Origin of the sequence: Azospirillum sp. 11R-A, assembly GCF_049472615.1 — a bacterium.
In the GTDB taxonomy this organism is placed as follows: Bacteria; Pseudomonadota; Alphaproteobacteria; order Azospirillales; family Azospirillaceae; genus Azospirillum; species Azospirillum palustre.
Genome location: NZ_JBCEBL010000026.1, coordinates 101,486 through 118,628, shown reverse-complemented (window position 1 = coordinate 118,628; position 17,143 = coordinate 101,486). Strand labels below are relative to the sequence as shown.

Sequence of the window (17,143 nt, the reverse complement as noted above, 5' to 3'; positions counted from 1 at the left end):
AAGCGCCGTCCAGGGCACCGGACACTGCTATTGTCTGAAATCAAGGATCTGGAAACCAGTTCCCCGTCACTCTGCGCTATGGTGCCGGACACCGGTTTCCGAAAAGGCCCCTGCCGGGCCCTTGAACACGCGAAGGACAGGACAGCCATGAAAGCCATCATCGACGGCATCCGGATCGCCGGCCTGCGCGCGGTGGTGCCGCCCCAGCGCCATTCCTTCGTCGAGGACCCCGGCATGTTCACGGTGGAGGAGGCGAAGAAGCTGGCCGCCACCATCGGCGTCCAGGAGCGCCGCGTGCTGCCGCCGCCCTATTGCGCGTCGGACCTCTGCGTCGCCGCGGCGGAAGGGCTGATGCAGCAGCTGGGCTGGGACCCGGCGACGGTGGAGGTGCTGGTCTTCGTTTCGCAGGATGCCGATTACGTGCTGCCGGCCACCGCCTGCATCATGCAGCACCGGCTGGGGCTGCCGACCAGTGCTGCGGCCTTCGACGTGCCGCTGGGCTGCTCCGGCTATGTCTACGGCCTGTGGATCGCGGCGAAACTGCTGGGCGGGTCGACGGCCAAGCGGGCACTGGTGCTGTGCGGCGACAACCCGACCCGCCACCTGCATCCGGAAGACCGTGCCACCCTGCCCTTGTTCGGCGATGCCGGATCGGCGACGGCGCTTGAGGTCGACGCGGCCGCGCGCCCCATCCCGGTGGTGATCGGCACCGACGGTGCCGGCGCGCCGCACATCTTCGTCAAGGCCGGCGGCAAGCGCCATAGCCTGATCCCGCCGATCGGCACCGCCGGCCGGATCGCCGACGAGGAGGCCGCCGCCCAACTGGAACGCGAGTCCCGCCTGACGCTGAACGGGGCGGAGGTGTTCTCCTTCACGCTGCGCGCCGTGCCGCCGCTGCTGCGCGAGGCGATGGAGCATGCCGGCACCGACGTCGACGGCATCGACCGCTTCGTCCTGCACCAGGCCAACGCCTTCATGCTGGAGCATCTGCGGAAAAGGGTGAAGGCGCCGGCGGAGAAGTTCATCATCGACATGCAGGGCTTCGGCAACACCAGCTCCGCCTCCATCCCTCTGGCGATCTGCCACAGCATGGGGGCGCAACTGGCGGCCGGGCCAATCAAGACGCTGATGGCCGGCTTCGGGGTGGGCTGGTCCTGGGGGGCGATGGTGGCGGAACTGGGGCCGATGCCGGAGCCGCGGGTGGTGGATTTGCCGGAGGGCTATCCGGTGCTGGCGGTGTGAGCTTATGGAGCGGCGGGATGTATGGGGTGGCTGAACAACAGCGATCCAACACATTGCCGACCAATGGTTATGGATGAGCAACAGGATGGCTTCGATACGCGGTCGGCAGTCAAGCTAAGCTTCTGACCCTACTGTCTCATTATCGTTGACGATTTCCGCTTCCGCTGATGTTCTACACCGCAACCGCAGTGCGGACATAGCGGGAACTGAATCGGTGCTGTCATGATGCCAAACCAAGGCGCGGCCTCTATCGATATCGAGGCATGGAGAGCCAACATCCGACGTGATGTGGAAATCAACTATCTGTTCCACATGGGTGAGGCCATCGGGCGTCTGAACGGAGACACTGCAGGCGCCGTTTCGCGTTTGACTGCCTGCCTCGCGTTGGAACCAGACCATATCGGCGCTTTAGATGCGCTGATTCGCACGCTGGAGGCGGCCGGAGCCTCGGCAGAGGCGGCTGAATGGCAGCAACGGGCCGAATCCAGAATTCCAGGATTCGCCGCGGAGGCGGCGCTGTTCCGTGCCAATGCTCTAGCAGTCAACGGGGACTTCGATGCGGCGGCAGCTGAACTGGACTTGGCGCGCCGTCTGGGGGCTAATCCCCATCGTTGCGCCGAGGCCGAAGCGGAATTGATGCACAACAGGGCTGTCTCGGCTAAGCAGGCCGGACGCATCGACGAGGCTTTGGATCTTTTCAACCATGCAATGCGGTTGCGGCCGGACTGGATTTCCCCGGCGCGGCTCCGCGCTCAAGTGCTGAAGGACTCCGGCCGCGATGGGGAAGCTCTGCGTGCTTGGCAGAGCATGTTGGAGCAATGGCCGGAAGACAGTGAGGTCAACCTGCAGGTAGGCGCGCATCTGCAGCAACAAGGGCAATTGGCTGAAGCCCTGCCCTACTTGGAACGCGCCACCCACGGGCTTTGGAGCAACGCTTTCCTCATCACCCTCCTCGGCTTGACGCTGCTTGGACTGGACCGTCCTAAGGAGGCCGTTTCCATGTTGCGTCATGCGACCACTCTCGGCTCAAACGGCGACGTGCATGGGTATTTGGCTCAGGCTCTGCTAGCGACAAAGGATGCTACGGCAGCTGTCGGGTGTTTGGTGGAAGCAAACCGCGCCTTCGGCCCGGACCCTGCACGCTCCGCCATGCTGGGTCTGGCTCTGCTCACCCTGGGACAGAGGAAGGAAGCCGCTGCGGCGATCGACGCCAACCAGCGTCATCCTGATCCGCATCCGCTTACCGTTATCGTTGCCAGCTTGATCTCGCTGCCGGACGAACTTGGGCCCGTTGCTCATGATCGCTGGCGGACAATCGCCCAGCGCTATGATTATCCCATGGCCCATCTCGTTTTGGCTGGCCTGCTGGCCAGGGCTGGCGATGCGGCTGCCGCGCAGCATGAGGCGGAGACCGCTGCCAAGTCGCCATGGCTTGGGTTGGCCCGACGTCTGCTGCCGGATGTGGTTGGTCTTCGCACCTACTGGGAGGCCCTGCTTCCGCCGCCGCCTGAAGACTGAACAGCCCGCGCTTCCCGTCGGTCCAGCTGAGCCTGGGGCACCAAATTGCGGTGGCTTTTCCGCTACGCCTGCTTTTAAGGGATGGTTGAAGATTCATCCCGAAGGCAGCCGGCACAACCGGTTCACTCAGCATTTTCGGGATGTGGCGGAATACACCGACAGCCTGCGATCAAGGCACTCATGTCCCCCGCAAGTTCAGCCAGGGACATGAGTGCTGACGGGGTGCCATTTGGCACATCAATGGAAAGGCTTTGAGCGCTGCCAAGTGCATCGCATTTGGTGGAGTGCCGCGAACCCGCGCAGGAGGGGCAAATCCGCTCAGCCTGTCGCGGGTATGGGGGCAGCGTCGGAAGGTGAGAGGTCACGCATCAGATCCGCATAGCTGCGTCCGGTCCCCGGCCAGGCGATGACCGACCAATCCGGACATTTCCCGCAAAAGGAGTGCCTGCCAAAATCACCGGACAGGTGTGCTTGGCGTAAGGTCGCCATCGCTGGCCCCTGCCAGACCTCTCGTACCGTGTTCTCTGCCAGGGTGCCGATCTCAGCCTCATGCATCCAGTCCGCCGGGCAGTAGCTAAAACGCCCGGTAGGCCCCACCACCAGCCGTTCCCAGGGGTAGAGGCAGGGTTTGCGCGGTACCGGTGCTGTCGCCCACATCGTCTGGGCCACTGAGGCAATCGATCCGGCGCAAGAATGCTGGTTGCGCATAACGACGGAATCCGCGGCCTCGGCTGTCCAGAAGGATTGGAAGATTTCCTCCTCATGCGCGTTCAGGGATTGCCGGACGAAGCTGACCACCACCTTGGCCGGCTTCCCATGCGCCGCATTGCGCGCGATCAAGGTCCGTACATTGTGTACGGCGACATCATAGTCGCCCTTCACCCGGATCTGGGCATAGGTGTCGGCCGAGGCCGCATCCAGGCTGATGTCGAAGACAGTCACCCCCGCTTCCAAGAGAGCCTCGATCCACCGTTCCGACAGCAGCAGCCCGTTGGTGGTCAGATTGATCGGCAAGCCGGTGCGGATCGATGCATCGCTGATCATGGAGGCTAGTTGCGGGTGCAGCAGAGGCTCTCCCTCGCCGGTGTAGCGGATGTAACGGCAATGCGGGAGGCCGAACTCCGCAATCTCGTCCACCAGCTTGCGGTGCAGGTCCAAGGACAAGTTCCGCCGCGCTGCACCCTTGATCTTCGTTACGGCCTCGTACGGGCAATGAATGCAGGCGAGGTTACAGAATTCCGTTACGTCGATGTTGATCTGGGATGGAAACGCAGGGCTCAAATGCCCGTGGAATGTCCCGACGCTCATCTTTCCACTCCCTCAATTCACCCCGCAATCCTGAGCCGATAACGCAAGCCCAAGGGAGCGAGGCCTGCCGCTCATCGGTATTCCCATTCGGGATGTCCAGATTGTCGCGACTGAAGATATCGTATACACGTCGGCGCAAATTATGCAAAGAGTAGTACCGAACGTGCCCAATTTGGGTGGACACAGAGGGGGTGTACGGCGCTTCCCAGGATCCAATCGGGATGATCCAGGAAATTTGATTGTCTTGCAGGGCGGCCGGGGAAACTGAGGAGCAAGAGGCAGGGCGAATGGGTGTGATGGCCAAAGAAACGTGGTGCCGGTTCGGCGATGATCTTGAAGCTCTGCGCGGAGAATTGTTCCTCGGGGGAGCGCCTTGCCCTCGCTCACAATCCACAGTTGAGTTCTCCTGTGGGGCACACCTCATGAGCGGACTGCCGGCGCCAGATCATGGTCAGATCGCCATCGATCTGATCTGGCACGACCATCGCCTCACCCATTCCGCCGCCGCGATCGGCGACGTCTGATTGACCTGGGGCTGACCATGTGCGGAATTGCTGGCATCGTCGACTTTTCGGGGAATACGTCACCGGCAGAGCTGCGGCGTATTGCGGTGGCCATGGCCGACAGTCTGTCCCATCGTGGCCCCGACGCCTCCGGTGTGTGGGTCGCGCCGGACGGACTCTGTGCCCTGTCGCACCGTAGGCTCAGCGTCATCGATCTCAGCGAAGACGGTTGTCAGCCCATGGTCGCAGCTGGCGGCCGCCAAGCCATCAGTTTCAACGGTGAGATCTACAATTACCGGGAACTGAAAACGGTATTGGAGGTGGGCGGAAGCCAATTCCGCAGCCGCAGCGACACCGAGGTGCTGCTGGCCGGCTTGCTGCGCGAGGGAACCGGGTTTCTGCCGAGCACAGACGGCATGTTCGCTCTTGCCTTGTATGATGCAGACAGCCGCACGCTGCTGCTGGCGCGTGATGCCTTCGGCGAAAAGCCGCTCTACCATTGGCGTCAGGGCAATCTGTTTGCATTCTCATCAGAGTTGCAAGCCCTGGCCTTGATACCCGGCTTCAACCCTGTCATCGAACGCGCAGCCATTCTGGATTATCTGCAGTTCCAGTATGTACCCGCTCCTCGAACCATCTACCGCGACTGCCGCAAGCTGGAGCCCGGCGCTTGGCTGCGGGTGACCGCCGACGGGCCTGCGGAACCGGTGCGCTGGTTCTCCTTTCAGACCTCCGCCGCGGTGGAGGACAGGCGGCCATTGGACGACTTGGCGGACGAGGCTGAGGACATCCTGCTGCGCGGCCTGCGCCGCCGCCTGATCAGCGACGTGCCGCTGGGAGCTTTCCTGTCCGGCGGGATCGACTCATCCACCGTGGCGGCGCTGGTCGCCCGGCGCCTGGATCTGCCATTGCGTACCTTTTCCATCGGGTTTGCCGGCACATCGGACAGCGAGCATAATGAGGCTGCGGAGATCGCCCGCTATCTTGGCACCGAACACAATGAGCGGGTTCTCGAGGCCGACCAGACCCATCTGGTTGAACTGCTCGGGCAGCGATTGGACGAACCGAATGCGGACAGTTCCTGTTTGCCCACTTGGCTCCTGTCCGGTTTCGCCCGTGAGCAGGTGACAGTTGCTCTGTCTGGCGACGGCGGAGACGAAATGTTCGGCGGCTACAATCGTTACTTCGATTGTGTCGAGGCCGTGGCGGCCAATCGTGAGCGGATTCAAGCGGGAACTTGGCATGCCGGGCGCGATTACTACTCCAGCCGGCTGCTGATCTTCGACGACCGTGATCTGCGGCTTCTGGCCGGCACCGATCCCGATCCTGTATCGTCAACGGCACTCCTGCTGCGCAGGGCCATCGACCAGGACCCGCGACCGCTGGTCAATGTGCTGCGTGAACTGGACGCTGCCCATTACATGCCAGGTGCTGTTTTGGCCAAGGTCGATCGGATGAGCATGCAGCATGCGCTGGAAGTGCGTACACCCTTCCTGTCGCTGGAGCTTGCCCGCTTCGCCGGTGGGCTGGGTGGCGACCGAATCGCTCGCGGTCGTACAGGCAAGCTGGTGCTGCGGGCGCTGGCTGGACGCTATCTGCCTGCGGATTGGTTGACCCGGCCGAAGAAGGGCTTCGGCATGCCAGTCAACGGCTGGGGCGAAGCCGCCATGCGCCCTGTCGTGGCACGTCTGCTGGAAGACCCGCAGTGCCGGCTTGCCGATTGGCTTGGCGGCGACCAACTGCGCCGCTGGTGGGCGGAGCATGGCTCTTCACATGCATCCTTCTACCAACTCTGGGCGTTGGCCCTGCTGGAAACTTGGTTGCGCGCCCACCCGGCCACGCCGGCGGCCTTCCTGAACCGGGAGGTCGGTCATGCCGCTGCTTGAGGGAGAAGCACTGCGCACTGCCTACCGCGAGATCCTGGACGGCCGCCGCCGGCTGATTGGCTGGGGAGCGATCGGCAACTTTCCCTATCTCTGCATGCAGTCCCCGGTCTTGCCCGAATATCTGGTGGACACCGATGCCGCCAAGGCAGGGCACCAGGTCTGTGGCATTCCCATCTTCCCAACAGAGCGATTGATGGCGGAAGATGCGGCCGGCTGCTGCGTAGTTGTCTATCCCGAGCGGGTGACCTGGGTGAAGGAGATTGTGGAACGGCTCGATCAGTTGGGCCCCTTCGTTGTCATCCCTCCTTTCCGCATCGAGATCGACGGACCGATGCTGCGCGAGGAGCTGGAGCAGCGTGCTGCGGCGGGCCTCCCCAGCCTCGCGCGCATCGACGGCGAGCAGATTGAAGCCATGCTGCGGAATTGGTCCGCCGATCAGCTTGGCCCATCTATCGCCGCACTGCAGGCGACGGCCGACCGCGACCTGCCGCCAGTGGCGCGCGGGCAGGTCCGTCTGCTCATCGGCAACCTGCAGCCTGGTGGTGCCGAGCGACAGATCGTCCATCTGGCGGGCGGCCTGCGGCGGGCCGGGTGGAGTGCAGAACTGCTGACTTTTGGAGCGCCGTCCCCAGGATGCGAGCATTACGTTGAGGATCTGGCCTGTGCCGGGGTTCCGAACCGGATTCTGCCGAGTGCCCGTGAGGTCTTCTATCCGGAGAACGTGCCCAGTTCCCTGCCAGACGACATGGTGCGGATCACCAGCGTTCTGAGCCAACTGCCGCTTGAGATCATTCACCAAGTTGCCGTGGCCTATCGCGTCTTTGCGCGGGAGCGGCCTGAGCTGGTGATCTGCTATCTCGACACCTGCAATGTCGCCGGTGGCATTGCCGCGCTGATGGCCGGCATCCCCAATGTCCTGGTATCGGGCCGCAACATAAACCCGTCCCATTTCCCCAACCATTACAGCAGCGCTTTGCGCTGGATGCGGGGGTATTACAAGGTGTTGGCCGACTTTCCGGCTCTGCGCTTGTCGGCCAACAGCCATGTCGGCGCCCGTTCCTACGAGGACTGGCTGGAATTGCCGTTCGGTGCCGTCTCCACCGTGCCGAACGGTGTAACGCCGACAGCGGCAGCACCCGCCGACCCTGCGGAGGTGGCGCGGGTGCGAGCCGAGCTGGCCTTGCCCGCCGATGCTCCCCTAATCGTCGGCGCCTTCCGGCTGGCGGTGGAAAAACAGCCGCTGCTGTTCGTCGAGACCTTGCGCCGGGTCGCGGTTTCGCGGCCCGACATGCATGCCGCAGTCGTCGGCTCTGGCCCGCTGCAGCCTGTGATGGAAGCCGCTGTGGCCGCAGCCGGTCTGCAGGATCGGGTTCATCTGGTGGGAGCGCGGCCGGATGTGCGGTCTTTCTTGGCTGCCGGCGATCTGCTGCTGCACACCGCCCTGGCCGAAGGCCATCCCAACGTCGTGCTGGAGGCGCAACTCCTGAACCGTCCGGTCGTCTGCACCGATGCGGCCGGAACACGGGAATGTCTGGTGCCCTGGCTGCGCGAGCATGTGCATGCAACTGATGATGCTGCCGGGTTGGCGCGGAGTTGCCTGGAGGTTCTGTCGGATCTTCCGACTGCGCACGGACGCATGGAAACAGCCCGAAATTGGGTTCTGGATAACTTCTCGCTGGAGCGGCTGGTGGTGAACACCTTGGCGGCGGCCGGTATCTGATAAGGCAGTGGGGCGGAAAACGATGTCACTCAAACTCCTCGTGACGGGCGGTGCGGGATTCATCGGCTCGCATTTCGTCAGCCGGATCGCCAAACGCTACCCAGAGTACCGGATCACGGTGCTGGACGCGCTGACCTATGCCGGGTCGCTGCAGAACATCCCTGAATATGATCCCGCCCAACCGGAAGGACGGATCCGGTTCTGGCTGGGCAATGTCTGCAATGTTGGTCTGCTGAACGATCTCGTTGCCGAACATGATGTTGTCATCCACTTCGCCGCTGAGACGAACGTCACCCGCTCGATTCACGACACCATGCCCTTCTTTGAGACGGACGTGATCGGCACCCAGGTGGTGGCCAACGCGGTGCTCCGTGCCGGGGAGCGGGTGGATCGGTTCATCCACATCTCGACCTCCGAGGTCTATGGCACGGCCGAAACGGGGATGATGGACGAGGCCCATCCCCTCAACCCGGCCAGCCCCTATGCCAGTGCCAAGTGTGGAGCCGACCGGCTGGTCTATTCCTACTGGGCCACCTATGGCCTGCCTGCCGTCATCGTCCGCCCCTTCAACAACTATGGGATTCGCCAACACCTGGAGAAGGTGATCCCCCGTTTCATCTCCAGCTGCCTGTTGGGGGAGCCGCTCCGCGTGCATGGCAATGGGTTGGCTGAGCGGGACTTCATCAACGTGCGTGACACCTGCGCGGCGCTGGATCTGCTGCTGCATGCCGATCGCGGCGCTGTCCTGGGTGAAGTCTTCAACGTGGCCAGCGGAACCTCCCGCTCGACCTTATCGATTGCCCACGATGTGGTGCGTCTGATGAAAGCCGACCCGGAGTTGATCCGGTATGTTGGGGATCGGCCAGGGCAGGTGGCCCGCCATACGGGCGACTGGTCGAAGCTCAATCGGACGCTTGGCTGGCAACCCGAGGTGGATTGGGAAAGCGGACTGATCGAGACCATCAACTGGTTCCGGGAGAACCGTTATATCTGGGAGCCCCAGATGTGGATGCGGGCCGTACCAATCCGGACCCGAACCGGTGTGGTGGAGATGCATTGAAGCACTGGCCCCCCCAGGGGCTGCGGTGAGTTTCAGGAGGAGAGGGTTCTTGGCGATCCAAGCCGATCAGACCGACAGCGGGAACGCGAGCAGCCGGAACGCAGGGACGCCTACGGCGATTCCCTTCTACTGCCATGACCTTGGCCATGCCGAGGCGTCTTCCGTCGCCCGTGCCCTGAAGGGGCCGATCCTGACCACCGGTGCCCTGGTGGAAGAGTTCGAGCAGCGCTTCGCCGCCCTGCTGGGGCGGCGTCACGCCCTGGCCGTCACCAGTTGCACTGGCGCCCTGCACATGTCGCTGCTGGCGCTCGGCATCGGAGCCGGTGACGAGGTGATCACCACCCCCATGACCTTTGTAGCCACCGCAGCCGCCATCCTACAGGTCGGCGCCACCCCCGTCTTTGTCGACGTGGAACCGGAAACCGGCAACCTGGACGTGGAGCGGGTGGCCGCTGCCATTACACCACGAACCCGCGCCATAATCCCGGTTCATCTCTATGGCCTGATGTGCGACATGCGCCGTCTGCGTGCCGTCGCCGATGCTCATGGATTGGCCATCATCGAGGATGCGGCCCATTGCATCGAAGGGCGGCGGGACGACGCGGTTCCGGGCTCTCTGTCGAACGTGGCCTGCTTCAGCTTCTATGCAACCAAGAATCTGAACTGCGGTGAAGGCGGCGCGCTGGTTACCGATGATTCCGAATTGTATCGCAAGCTGAAGCTCCTGCGCCTACACGGGATCGACCGTGATCTGGCCCAGCGCTATACCAGCGGCAGCAGCGACTGGGACATGGTCGCCATGGGCTGGAAATACAACATGAGCAACATCGAGGCGGCCCTGCTGCTGCCCCAGTTGCAGCGCCTGAGCCAGAATTACGCCCGACGGGACCGCTTGGCAAAGCTCTACCGCCACCATCTGGAGACAGTGCCTGGGATTCGGCTGCCGGCCACTCCGGAAGGGGCTATCAATGCCTTCCATCTTTTCCCCGTATGGATCAGCGAAGGACGCCGGGACGAGGTGCGCCAGCGTCTGCGGGATCGCGGGATCGGCTGTGTCGTCAACTACCATCCGGTCCATCTGACCCGCTATTTCCGTGAAAGCTTCGGGTATGAACGCGGTAATTTTCCGGAGGCGGAGCGGATCGGGAATGAAACCCTGTCCCTTCCTTTCTACCCGTCGATGCCCGATGCCCATGTCGAGGCCGTTGCCGAAGCGCTCGCGGAGGTGCTCGGAAGCGGCCTGCGAGCCGATGGGCGGCCTGCAGACCGCCTGGAGCGGCCCGTCACCGTGGCTGCAGAGCCAGTGCCTTCCATCTCCCAGGTCATCGCGAGCCTCATCGACCATGTTCCGGGTTTTTCCGATCATGACGAGTTGATGGCTCTTTACTCGCTTGCGGTTGGAACGGCCGGACTTGGCGGGGACATTGTGGAAGTCGGGTCTTGGTGCGGCCGGTCGACCATCGTGCTGGCCCTGGCTGCCCGTGCCTCCAATGGACGCGTCCACGCCATCGATCTTTTCCCGACGCGGGAGGACTGGGCATCCAATCCGGACGGGTCATGGAGCTTCACCACCCAGGTTCATGGCCGTTCTGTCACCGCCTATTCCGCTCAGACGGTCTGGGCAGAGCCGTTCCTCCGGGCGATGATGCCGGTCTATGATGGCGGTAGCATCCTCGACCAGTTTCTGCGCAACTTGGAGCGTTTCAATGTCCGCGATCTGGTCAGCGTGAATCAGGGGACCGCGGAGGATTTTGCGCAGCGGGCGCCGGCCGGGCTGCGGTGCCGAATGGGGTTCATCGACGGCGAGCACAGCTTCCCCGCCGTTTCCCGCGATCTCGCCGTCATCCGGCGCTTTGCCGTGGCTGGAACCGTGGTGTGCTTCGACGACGCTTTCTCTGGATATTATCCTGGTGTCGATCAGGCGATCACCGACAATGTCATCGCATCCGATGACTTCGACATGCGCATGCAGATGACCCGCAAGCTGTTCGTGGCACGCCTCGCCTCGGACAAGAAGTAGCCATAAACTTCAAAGGGATAGGAAAAATCCTATGCGGGTCGGCATCATCCAGCCGAATTACTTGCCATGGCGCGGGTACATGGACTTCATTCGGCAGGTGGATCTATTCTTACTTTTTGACGATGTCCAATATACGCGGCGGGACTGGCGCAACCGCAGCAGGATCAAGACAGCGCAAGGCTGGCACTGGCTGACCGTACCGGTCCGGCATCCCGCACGGGACCAACGGATTTTTGAAGTCGAGATCACGTATGAGGTGGAGTGGCGGTCTGCACACATGGCCCAAATCGATGCCTGGTATCGTAAGGCCCCCTTTTATCCGCTTTACCGGGATGAACTGGCTGAATTGCTGGCCGCCGAACCGCGTACGCTGTTAGAGCTGAACCACTCGGCCTGCCTGTGGTTGATGCGGCTGCTTGACATCCGCACACCGGTCCGGCTGGCATCGGAACTGGGCGCCCAAGGCCGAAAGACCGACCGTCTGCTTGATTTGTTGCGCAAGGTGGGGGCCACGTCCTATCTCTCCGGACCTGCCGCCAAGGACTATATCGAGGTCGCCAAATTCCATGACGTCGGAATCGGCCTCGAATACAAGACCTACGATTACGCCGATTACCCTCAGCAGTGGGGACCCTTCCAGCCGGGCCTGTCCGTCATCGACCTGCTCATGAACGTGGGGCCAGGTGCGAAGGAACACATCGCCTCGCGGCGTGCGAACGAAGTGGTGCTCGGGCCGGGCGGGTGGGGAGCCATGCCGGAAAACTGGCCGGCACCGGAAGGATGACGGCCTCCTTTGTCTAGCTCAAGCGCGGCTTAACCTCATTTCAATCTGATATGTGGCAATTTTTGCGGCTCGGACCACGATCCGCGTCACACGGCAGCCAAGAACCCGGTCATGAGTGCGTCTTATTCTGTTTCGGACATCATGTCCGGACCTTGATGAGTTGGAGCGACACCGGAGGGGCCGCACGACTGGCTCGCAGGGCGTGCGCTCTCCCTCCAAGGCCTAATCGACAACCCCGAACCCTCTGTCGACCCAAGGGCCATTCGCCGGAAACCGCATGGTATGGAACAGGTTCCAGTCGGCAGCAAATGGCGCCAAGCCTGATGAACCGGCTGCAGAATAGCAGAGGAAAGATCCAGATGGCCAAGACGATCCAGATGGCCGAGACGATCCAGATCGACCCGGCAGCTATCGTGCACCGTGAGGGTCTGCTGTGGCACTGGCGCGGCCCCGAGCTTCCCTGGGGCGACATCGGAGAAGCCCCGCGGGTATCGGAACTCGTGCTGGAGGAGGACGGCCGCCCTCTTGGGCCAGCCCATACCCTGCAACCGGATATTGTTGCATTGGGGGGCGGACGCTATGCGCACTGGGGACGGGACCTGTTCTTCTCCAGCAGCGACGGCTCGCCACCCGACCGTAATGGCCGCCGCTACACGGTACGGCTCGTGCAACCGGTGTCCGAGAGCCTGCATCAGCGGCTGATGGTCGTGGGGCGCCGTCTGGGGCGGGGTTGGGCGGTTCCGGATGACGAGTTGTCGTCCCTGCTCACCCTGCGGGGTCCTGATCAGAGGGCCTGGGTCTTCGAGCAGCTCGGTCTGGCGTTGCTTTCCTATGGACGCAACCGGGAGGGTGGCGAGCAGTTGCGCCGTGCTTGGGTCCTGGGCCGCGCTCCTGCGCTTTCCCCCTGCGTGGCGGCACTGTTGGAGCGGGGTGCCTTCCATGAAATCTGGCCCCTGATCACGCGAGCCGCCCTGGTGGCGGAGGCACGGGGCGATGTGGATTTGGCGGTGGAATCCCTGGTCCGGCTGCACGAGGCGATGTACGCCGCCTATGCGGCCGGACAACGCATTCCCGGCTATCAGGACCCAGTGGTGTCGCCGGCAGCCCGCCGGATGCTGGCCCCTTACCGCCGCTCGCTGCCAGCCAGACGCCAGCCAGGACCGTTGCGGGTTGGATACCTGTTGGCCGGGGAGGCGGGTGACACCTACAGCAGTCTGCCGGACATCGCCATCCAGATCGCCTGCGGCCATGACCCGTCCAAAGTGACACCGATTCTGCTTTCCCTCATACCTCAGGAACTCCTGGCGGCCTCGCCTTTCCACGCCGAGCGGCAAGCCCGGCTGGAGGCGGCGGGAATACCTCTGCACTTCATTGACATAGGACAGGGTCCCGCCTGGCTTGACCGGCTTCTGGCAGGCGCGGCACAGGTCGAAGCGCTCGACCTTGATGCACTGATCCCCTTGGCCTTGACCCGGTGGGGAGCGCTGCTGGCCATGCTGCGCCCAGCCCGTGCAGTTCTTGGCATCGGCCTGGGAGATCCTCATCTCTATGCCAGCCCAGATCTGGATCTTTGTGTTCATTTCGCCACGAAGCCGGCGATGGACGCGTTTTGCCCGTCGGCAACAGCGCCGGCCTTCATGCCGGGGAACCGGTTCGGCAGTCCTTCCGGGCGCCTGACCCGGCCTGGATTGGGGTTCCCCACAGACGTGCCGATCCTTTTTGCTTCGGGACGCCCCCTCAAGTTCCGAAGCCAACGCCTTTGGGAAATCGTGGCCGCCTCTCTGGCCAGACTACCGGATCTGCGCTTCGCGGCCTGCGGACTGGATCAAGCGGGATTGGACAACCTGCCACAGGATTGGTTGCCGTCGGCATTGCGCCCACGTGTCCACGCCCTCGGCTGGCGGAACGATATCCTGGACATCTATCCGTTGGTCGACATCGTCATCGACACGGTGCCTTACGGCGGCGGCTATTCCCTGGCCGAGCCAATGTCCCTTGGCATTCCCGTGATCGGGTTCCGCGACAATCCGCTGGAAGGATTCCGGGAGCACACTTGGCTGCCGACGGTGGAAATGCTCGGCCTCCATGAGGAAGCATTCGACATGGAGGACACGGCCGGAGCCGTGTCCCGTATTCACTGGCTGGCCGTAGATGTGGAGCACCGGCGCCAAGCGGGCGAAGCGGCACGGGCGTCCAGCCGACGCTGGGCCGACAGCACAGCATTTGTCAGGGCGATGGAGGAGGCGATCGAGACTGCTCTATCGGGTTCCGCCGGCTCGCCATGAGAGGATCAGGCTCCGCTTCGAGAGGAGCAAGCTTGACGGCTTGCAGATCATATGACTGCACATTACCGTCATCGAGACCCGATATCCCTTCCAGAAAGCAGGCGGCGTCAATGGCGTGCCGAGGTCGTGACGAAGCCTCGGCGTTCAGGGAGCGGAGCTTGGGCGGGAATGGGGCGGCCATTCATATGGCAGCCTGCGCAGAAGGCAGGAGCCGCGATCAAGTAGTCACGCAGGAAGTCCTGCATCTCAGCCGACACCCAGATCTCGTTGAACGGGCGCCGTGCCAGATCGGCACCGCGGAGCACGGCCGGGTCGAAGTTGACGCAGCAGGGAGTCAGGAACCCCTCCACTGTGACGGCAAGCGACGTCCAGGGGCTGGAGCAGATTTCCTCCAGAGTTCCGGCCATCATTCCATGCAGGTTCAGTCGCAGGTTCGGCAGGTCAGCTCGCAGTGCGGTCAAGGTGGCGCGCAGGCCGCCGCGTTGGCCGTCGTCCAGGCAACCGTCTGGGTTTCCGAGATCGATGTACTGCTGCACCAGGACCTCTGCAGGCCCGAACCCGTTCAGGGCGCTCAATGTGTTCGGTATGTCGTGCTGATTGAAGCGACTGGCGACAATGTTGATCGTGATGGGGAGTCCCATTTCGTGCAGAGCCGCCAGCGTGTCGCGCAACAGACCGAGCCGGGTGCCTTTCCGGCATTTTTCGGCAATATCCGGGACCAGCGAGTCGACCGAGATGTGCAGCCGGTCGAGACCGGCTTCCATCATGCGGCGGTAGATTCCCGGGTTTTTGTTCTGCCCGTTGCTGACAAGCAGAATCTCGTCGAATCGTCCACTGCCTTTGGCCAGTCCGATGATGTCGACGATGTCCGGGTTGAGCGTCGGCTCTCCCACCCCGTGCAGGCTCGCCTGCTGTGCCCGCGGCAGATTCGGCATGATGCGGGCAAACTGGCTGGCCGGCATATGGATGTTCGACCAGGCGCCGGCAGCCATGCCCACCGTGCGCGAGCAACCGGCGCAAGCCAGGTTGCACCAAGTCGTCGTCTCGATGGTAAGGAATCCGAGCTTGGCGGGAGGAACGGCAAGATCGCATTGGGTCATCGGGGCAGGTGTCCAAAGCCGGAAGGCGGGGTGGCTGATGCCTTGGCTTCTCATGACGGGGACGGTACGTGCAAGGATGTTCCTGCGATGGCGCCCGAAGCCGGCACCGCACAGGTAAGCAGGAGGTGACAGTTGGAAACGTTGCTCCATCGACTGTGGCTGCTGGCCGAGAGCCGGCCAACCGACGTGTTCTGCCGACATCTGACGTCTTTCGGCGGGGTCGGAACCGTGACTTTTGCCGGCTTGGCCGACGCGGTGGAACGGGCAGCCATGGGGCTGGTGGCGCTGGGTGTACGTCCGGGCGAGGTGGTGCCGCTGGTGGCTGACAACGGAATTCCGGCCATGACTGCCTTTCTCGCGGTGAACCGGGCAGGCGCCATCCCGACTTTCATGCCCTTTCCCAACCCGCGGCAGGACCCGGCCGTCTTCGCCGCCCAGCATGGCCCCGTGTTCCTGCGGCTGGGAGCGCGGCTCGTGATTTCCTCTCATCCCGGGTTGGATCTGCCGGCGGGCGTCGGACGGGTGGCGCTCGAGGAACTGGTTGTGGCCGGGGACGGAGCCGCGGCTGTACTGCCAGCCTTTCCCGGCACCGATGACATTGCCTTGCTGCAGCACAGCTCCGGCACGACCGGTCTGAAGAAGGGAGTGGCCCTCAGCCACCGGGCCGTACTGGCGCAGATCGACGCCTATGCCGGGACGCTGGGGTTCGGTCCGGAGGACCGGGTTGCCTCCTGGCTGCCTCTTTACCATGACATGGGGCTGGTCACGGGATTCCTAATGCCCCTAGCGCTTGGGGCCTCGGTCGTCAGCATGAGCCCCTTCGACTGGGTCGCACGGCCGGCTCTGCTGCTCCAAACTATGGCCGAGACCGAGGCCGGCTTCTGCTGGCTGCCGAACTTCGCCTTCGGCCATCTCGCCCGCGCTGCGCCGCGTGGCATCCGCTGGCCGCTGGATCGCGTCCGCGCTTTCATCAGCTGCTCGGAATCCACCCGATGGGAGACCATCGAAACATTCCTGGACCGCTTTGCCGACTGCGGAGTGAGGTCTGAGCAGATCCGTGTCTGCTACGCCATGGCCGAGAACGTCTTTGCGGTCACGCAGACCGAGGCGACACCGAAACGCCTTCCCCTGCCAGGCAATTCAGACCATCAGGTGGTGGACTGTGGCCCGCCGATCCCCGGCGTGGAACTCCGCATCGCTGAGCCTGACGCGTACGGCGTTGGCGAGATCCTGCTGAGCAGCCCATTTCTGTTCGACGGCTATCGTGGACAACCTGATCTGACAGCCCGCTGCCGCGAAGGCCGCTGGTACCGGACCGGCGACATGGGATTCCTGGTGGAGGGGCGGCTTTACGTCACGGGCCGGCGTGATGATCGGATCATCGTCTATGGCCGCAACCTGCATGCCTACGATATCGAACTGGTGGCCCAGTCCGTATCCGGCATCATCCCAGGGCGCACCGTTGCCCTCGGATTGGCGAACCACGTTTCTGGGACACAGGACCTCGTGCTGATCGCCGAGGCCGAGGACATGGTGGCGCCGGATGAACTGCGGCGCCGACTGCGTGAAGTCGTCACAGCCAGCTTTGGGATCTCCCCCCACCGTACCCTGATCGTCGAGCGAGGGTGGGTGATCAAGACAACAAGCGGAAAGATAAGTCGGACGGAAAATATGAAAAAATATCTCGACCTCATCGCCTCGGCCGCAGGATGACACG

11 protein-coding genes are annotated in these 17,143 nt (G+C 63.2%); 9 read left to right on the top strand and 2 right to left on the bottom strand.

Features of this window, described 5'->3' with window-relative positions; translation table 11 throughout:
* Positions 1-147 precede the first annotated feature (147 nt).
* Both VH569_RS27435 and VH569_RS27430 read left to right on the top strand, forming a co-directional pair.
* Positions 148-1,242 carry a 3-oxoacyl-ACP synthase III family protein gene (locus VH569_RS27435; protein ID WP_423319525.1) on the top strand — a complete coding sequence of 365 codons (1,095 nt, stop codon included), beginning with the start codon at positions 148-150 and terminating at the stop codon, positions 1,240-1,242.
* 222 nt (positions 1,243-1,464) lie between these two features.
* Positions 1,465-2,760, top strand: coding sequence for a tetratricopeptide repeat protein (locus VH569_RS27430; RefSeq protein WP_423319523.1), 1,296 nt, complete (start codon positions 1,465-1,467; stop codon positions 2,758-2,760).
* A 318-nt stretch (positions 2,761-3,078) separates the two neighbouring features.
* Here VH569_RS27430 and VH569_RS27425 read toward each other — a convergent pair whose 3' ends face one another.
* Positions 3,079-4,068, bottom strand: coding sequence for a radical SAM/SPASM domain-containing protein (locus tag VH569_RS27425; RefSeq protein ID WP_423319521.1), 990 nt, complete (start codon positions 4,066-4,068; stop codon positions 3,079-3,081).
* A 541-nt stretch (positions 4,069-4,609) separates the two neighbouring features.
* Here VH569_RS27425 and asnB point away from each other — a divergent pair.
* From asnB to VH569_RS27395, 6 genes are all read left to right on the top strand, one after another.
* Positions 4,610-6,457 carry an asparagine synthase (glutamine-hydrolyzing) gene (gene asnB, locus VH569_RS27420; protein WP_423319520.1) on the top strand — a complete coding sequence of 616 codons (1,848 nt, stop codon included), beginning with the start codon at positions 4,610-4,612 and terminating at the stop codon, positions 6,455-6,457.
* Entirely contained in the window at positions 6,444-8,177 is a 1,734-nt protein-coding gene (locus VH569_RS27415; RefSeq protein ID WP_423319518.1) for a glycosyltransferase, read from the top strand. The genes asnB and VH569_RS27415 overlap by 14 nt, the downstream gene beginning before the upstream one ends.
* Before the next feature lie 22 nt (positions 8,178-8,199).
* Complete coding sequence (locus tag VH569_RS27410; protein WP_423319516.1) at positions 8,200-9,237, top strand: dTDP-glucose 4,6-dehydratase; 1,038 nt, start codon at positions 8,200-8,202, stop codon at positions 9,235-9,237.
* 49 nt (positions 9,238-9,286) lie between these two features.
* A complete protein-coding gene (locus VH569_RS27405; RefSeq protein WP_423319514.1) occupies positions 9,287-11,257 on the top strand; it encodes a DegT/DnrJ/EryC1/StrS family aminotransferase in 1,971 nt (656 codons plus the stop codon).
* Positions 11,258-11,288: 31 nt separating this feature from the next.
* A complete protein-coding gene (locus VH569_RS27400) occupies positions 11,289-12,041 on the top strand; it encodes a WbqC family protein (protein ID WP_423319512.1) in 753 nt (250 codons plus the stop codon).
* Positions 12,042-12,400: 359 nt separating this feature from the next.
* Entirely contained in the window at positions 12,401-14,326 is a 1,926-nt protein-coding gene (locus VH569_RS27395; RefSeq protein ID WP_423319510.1) for a hypothetical protein, read from the top strand.
* A gap of 107 nt (positions 14,327-14,433) precedes the next feature.
* Here the strand turns inward: VH569_RS27395 and VH569_RS27390 are convergent, their stop codons facing one another.
* Positions 14,434-15,426: a radical SAM/SPASM domain-containing protein gene (locus tag VH569_RS27390; RefSeq protein ID WP_423319508.1), complete on the bottom strand. Its 993-nt coding sequence runs from the start codon at positions 15,424-15,426 to the stop codon at positions 14,434-14,436.
* 132 nt (positions 15,427-15,558) lie between these two features.
* Between VH569_RS27390 and VH569_RS27385 the strand changes: the two genes are divergently transcribed.
* Positions 15,559-17,139 (top strand): AMP-binding protein, encoded by a 1,581-nt coding sequence (locus VH569_RS27385; RefSeq protein ID WP_423319506.1) that lies wholly within the window; start codon positions 15,559-15,561, stop codon positions 17,137-17,139.
* The last annotated feature ends 4 nt before the right edge of the window (positions 17,140-17,143 follow it).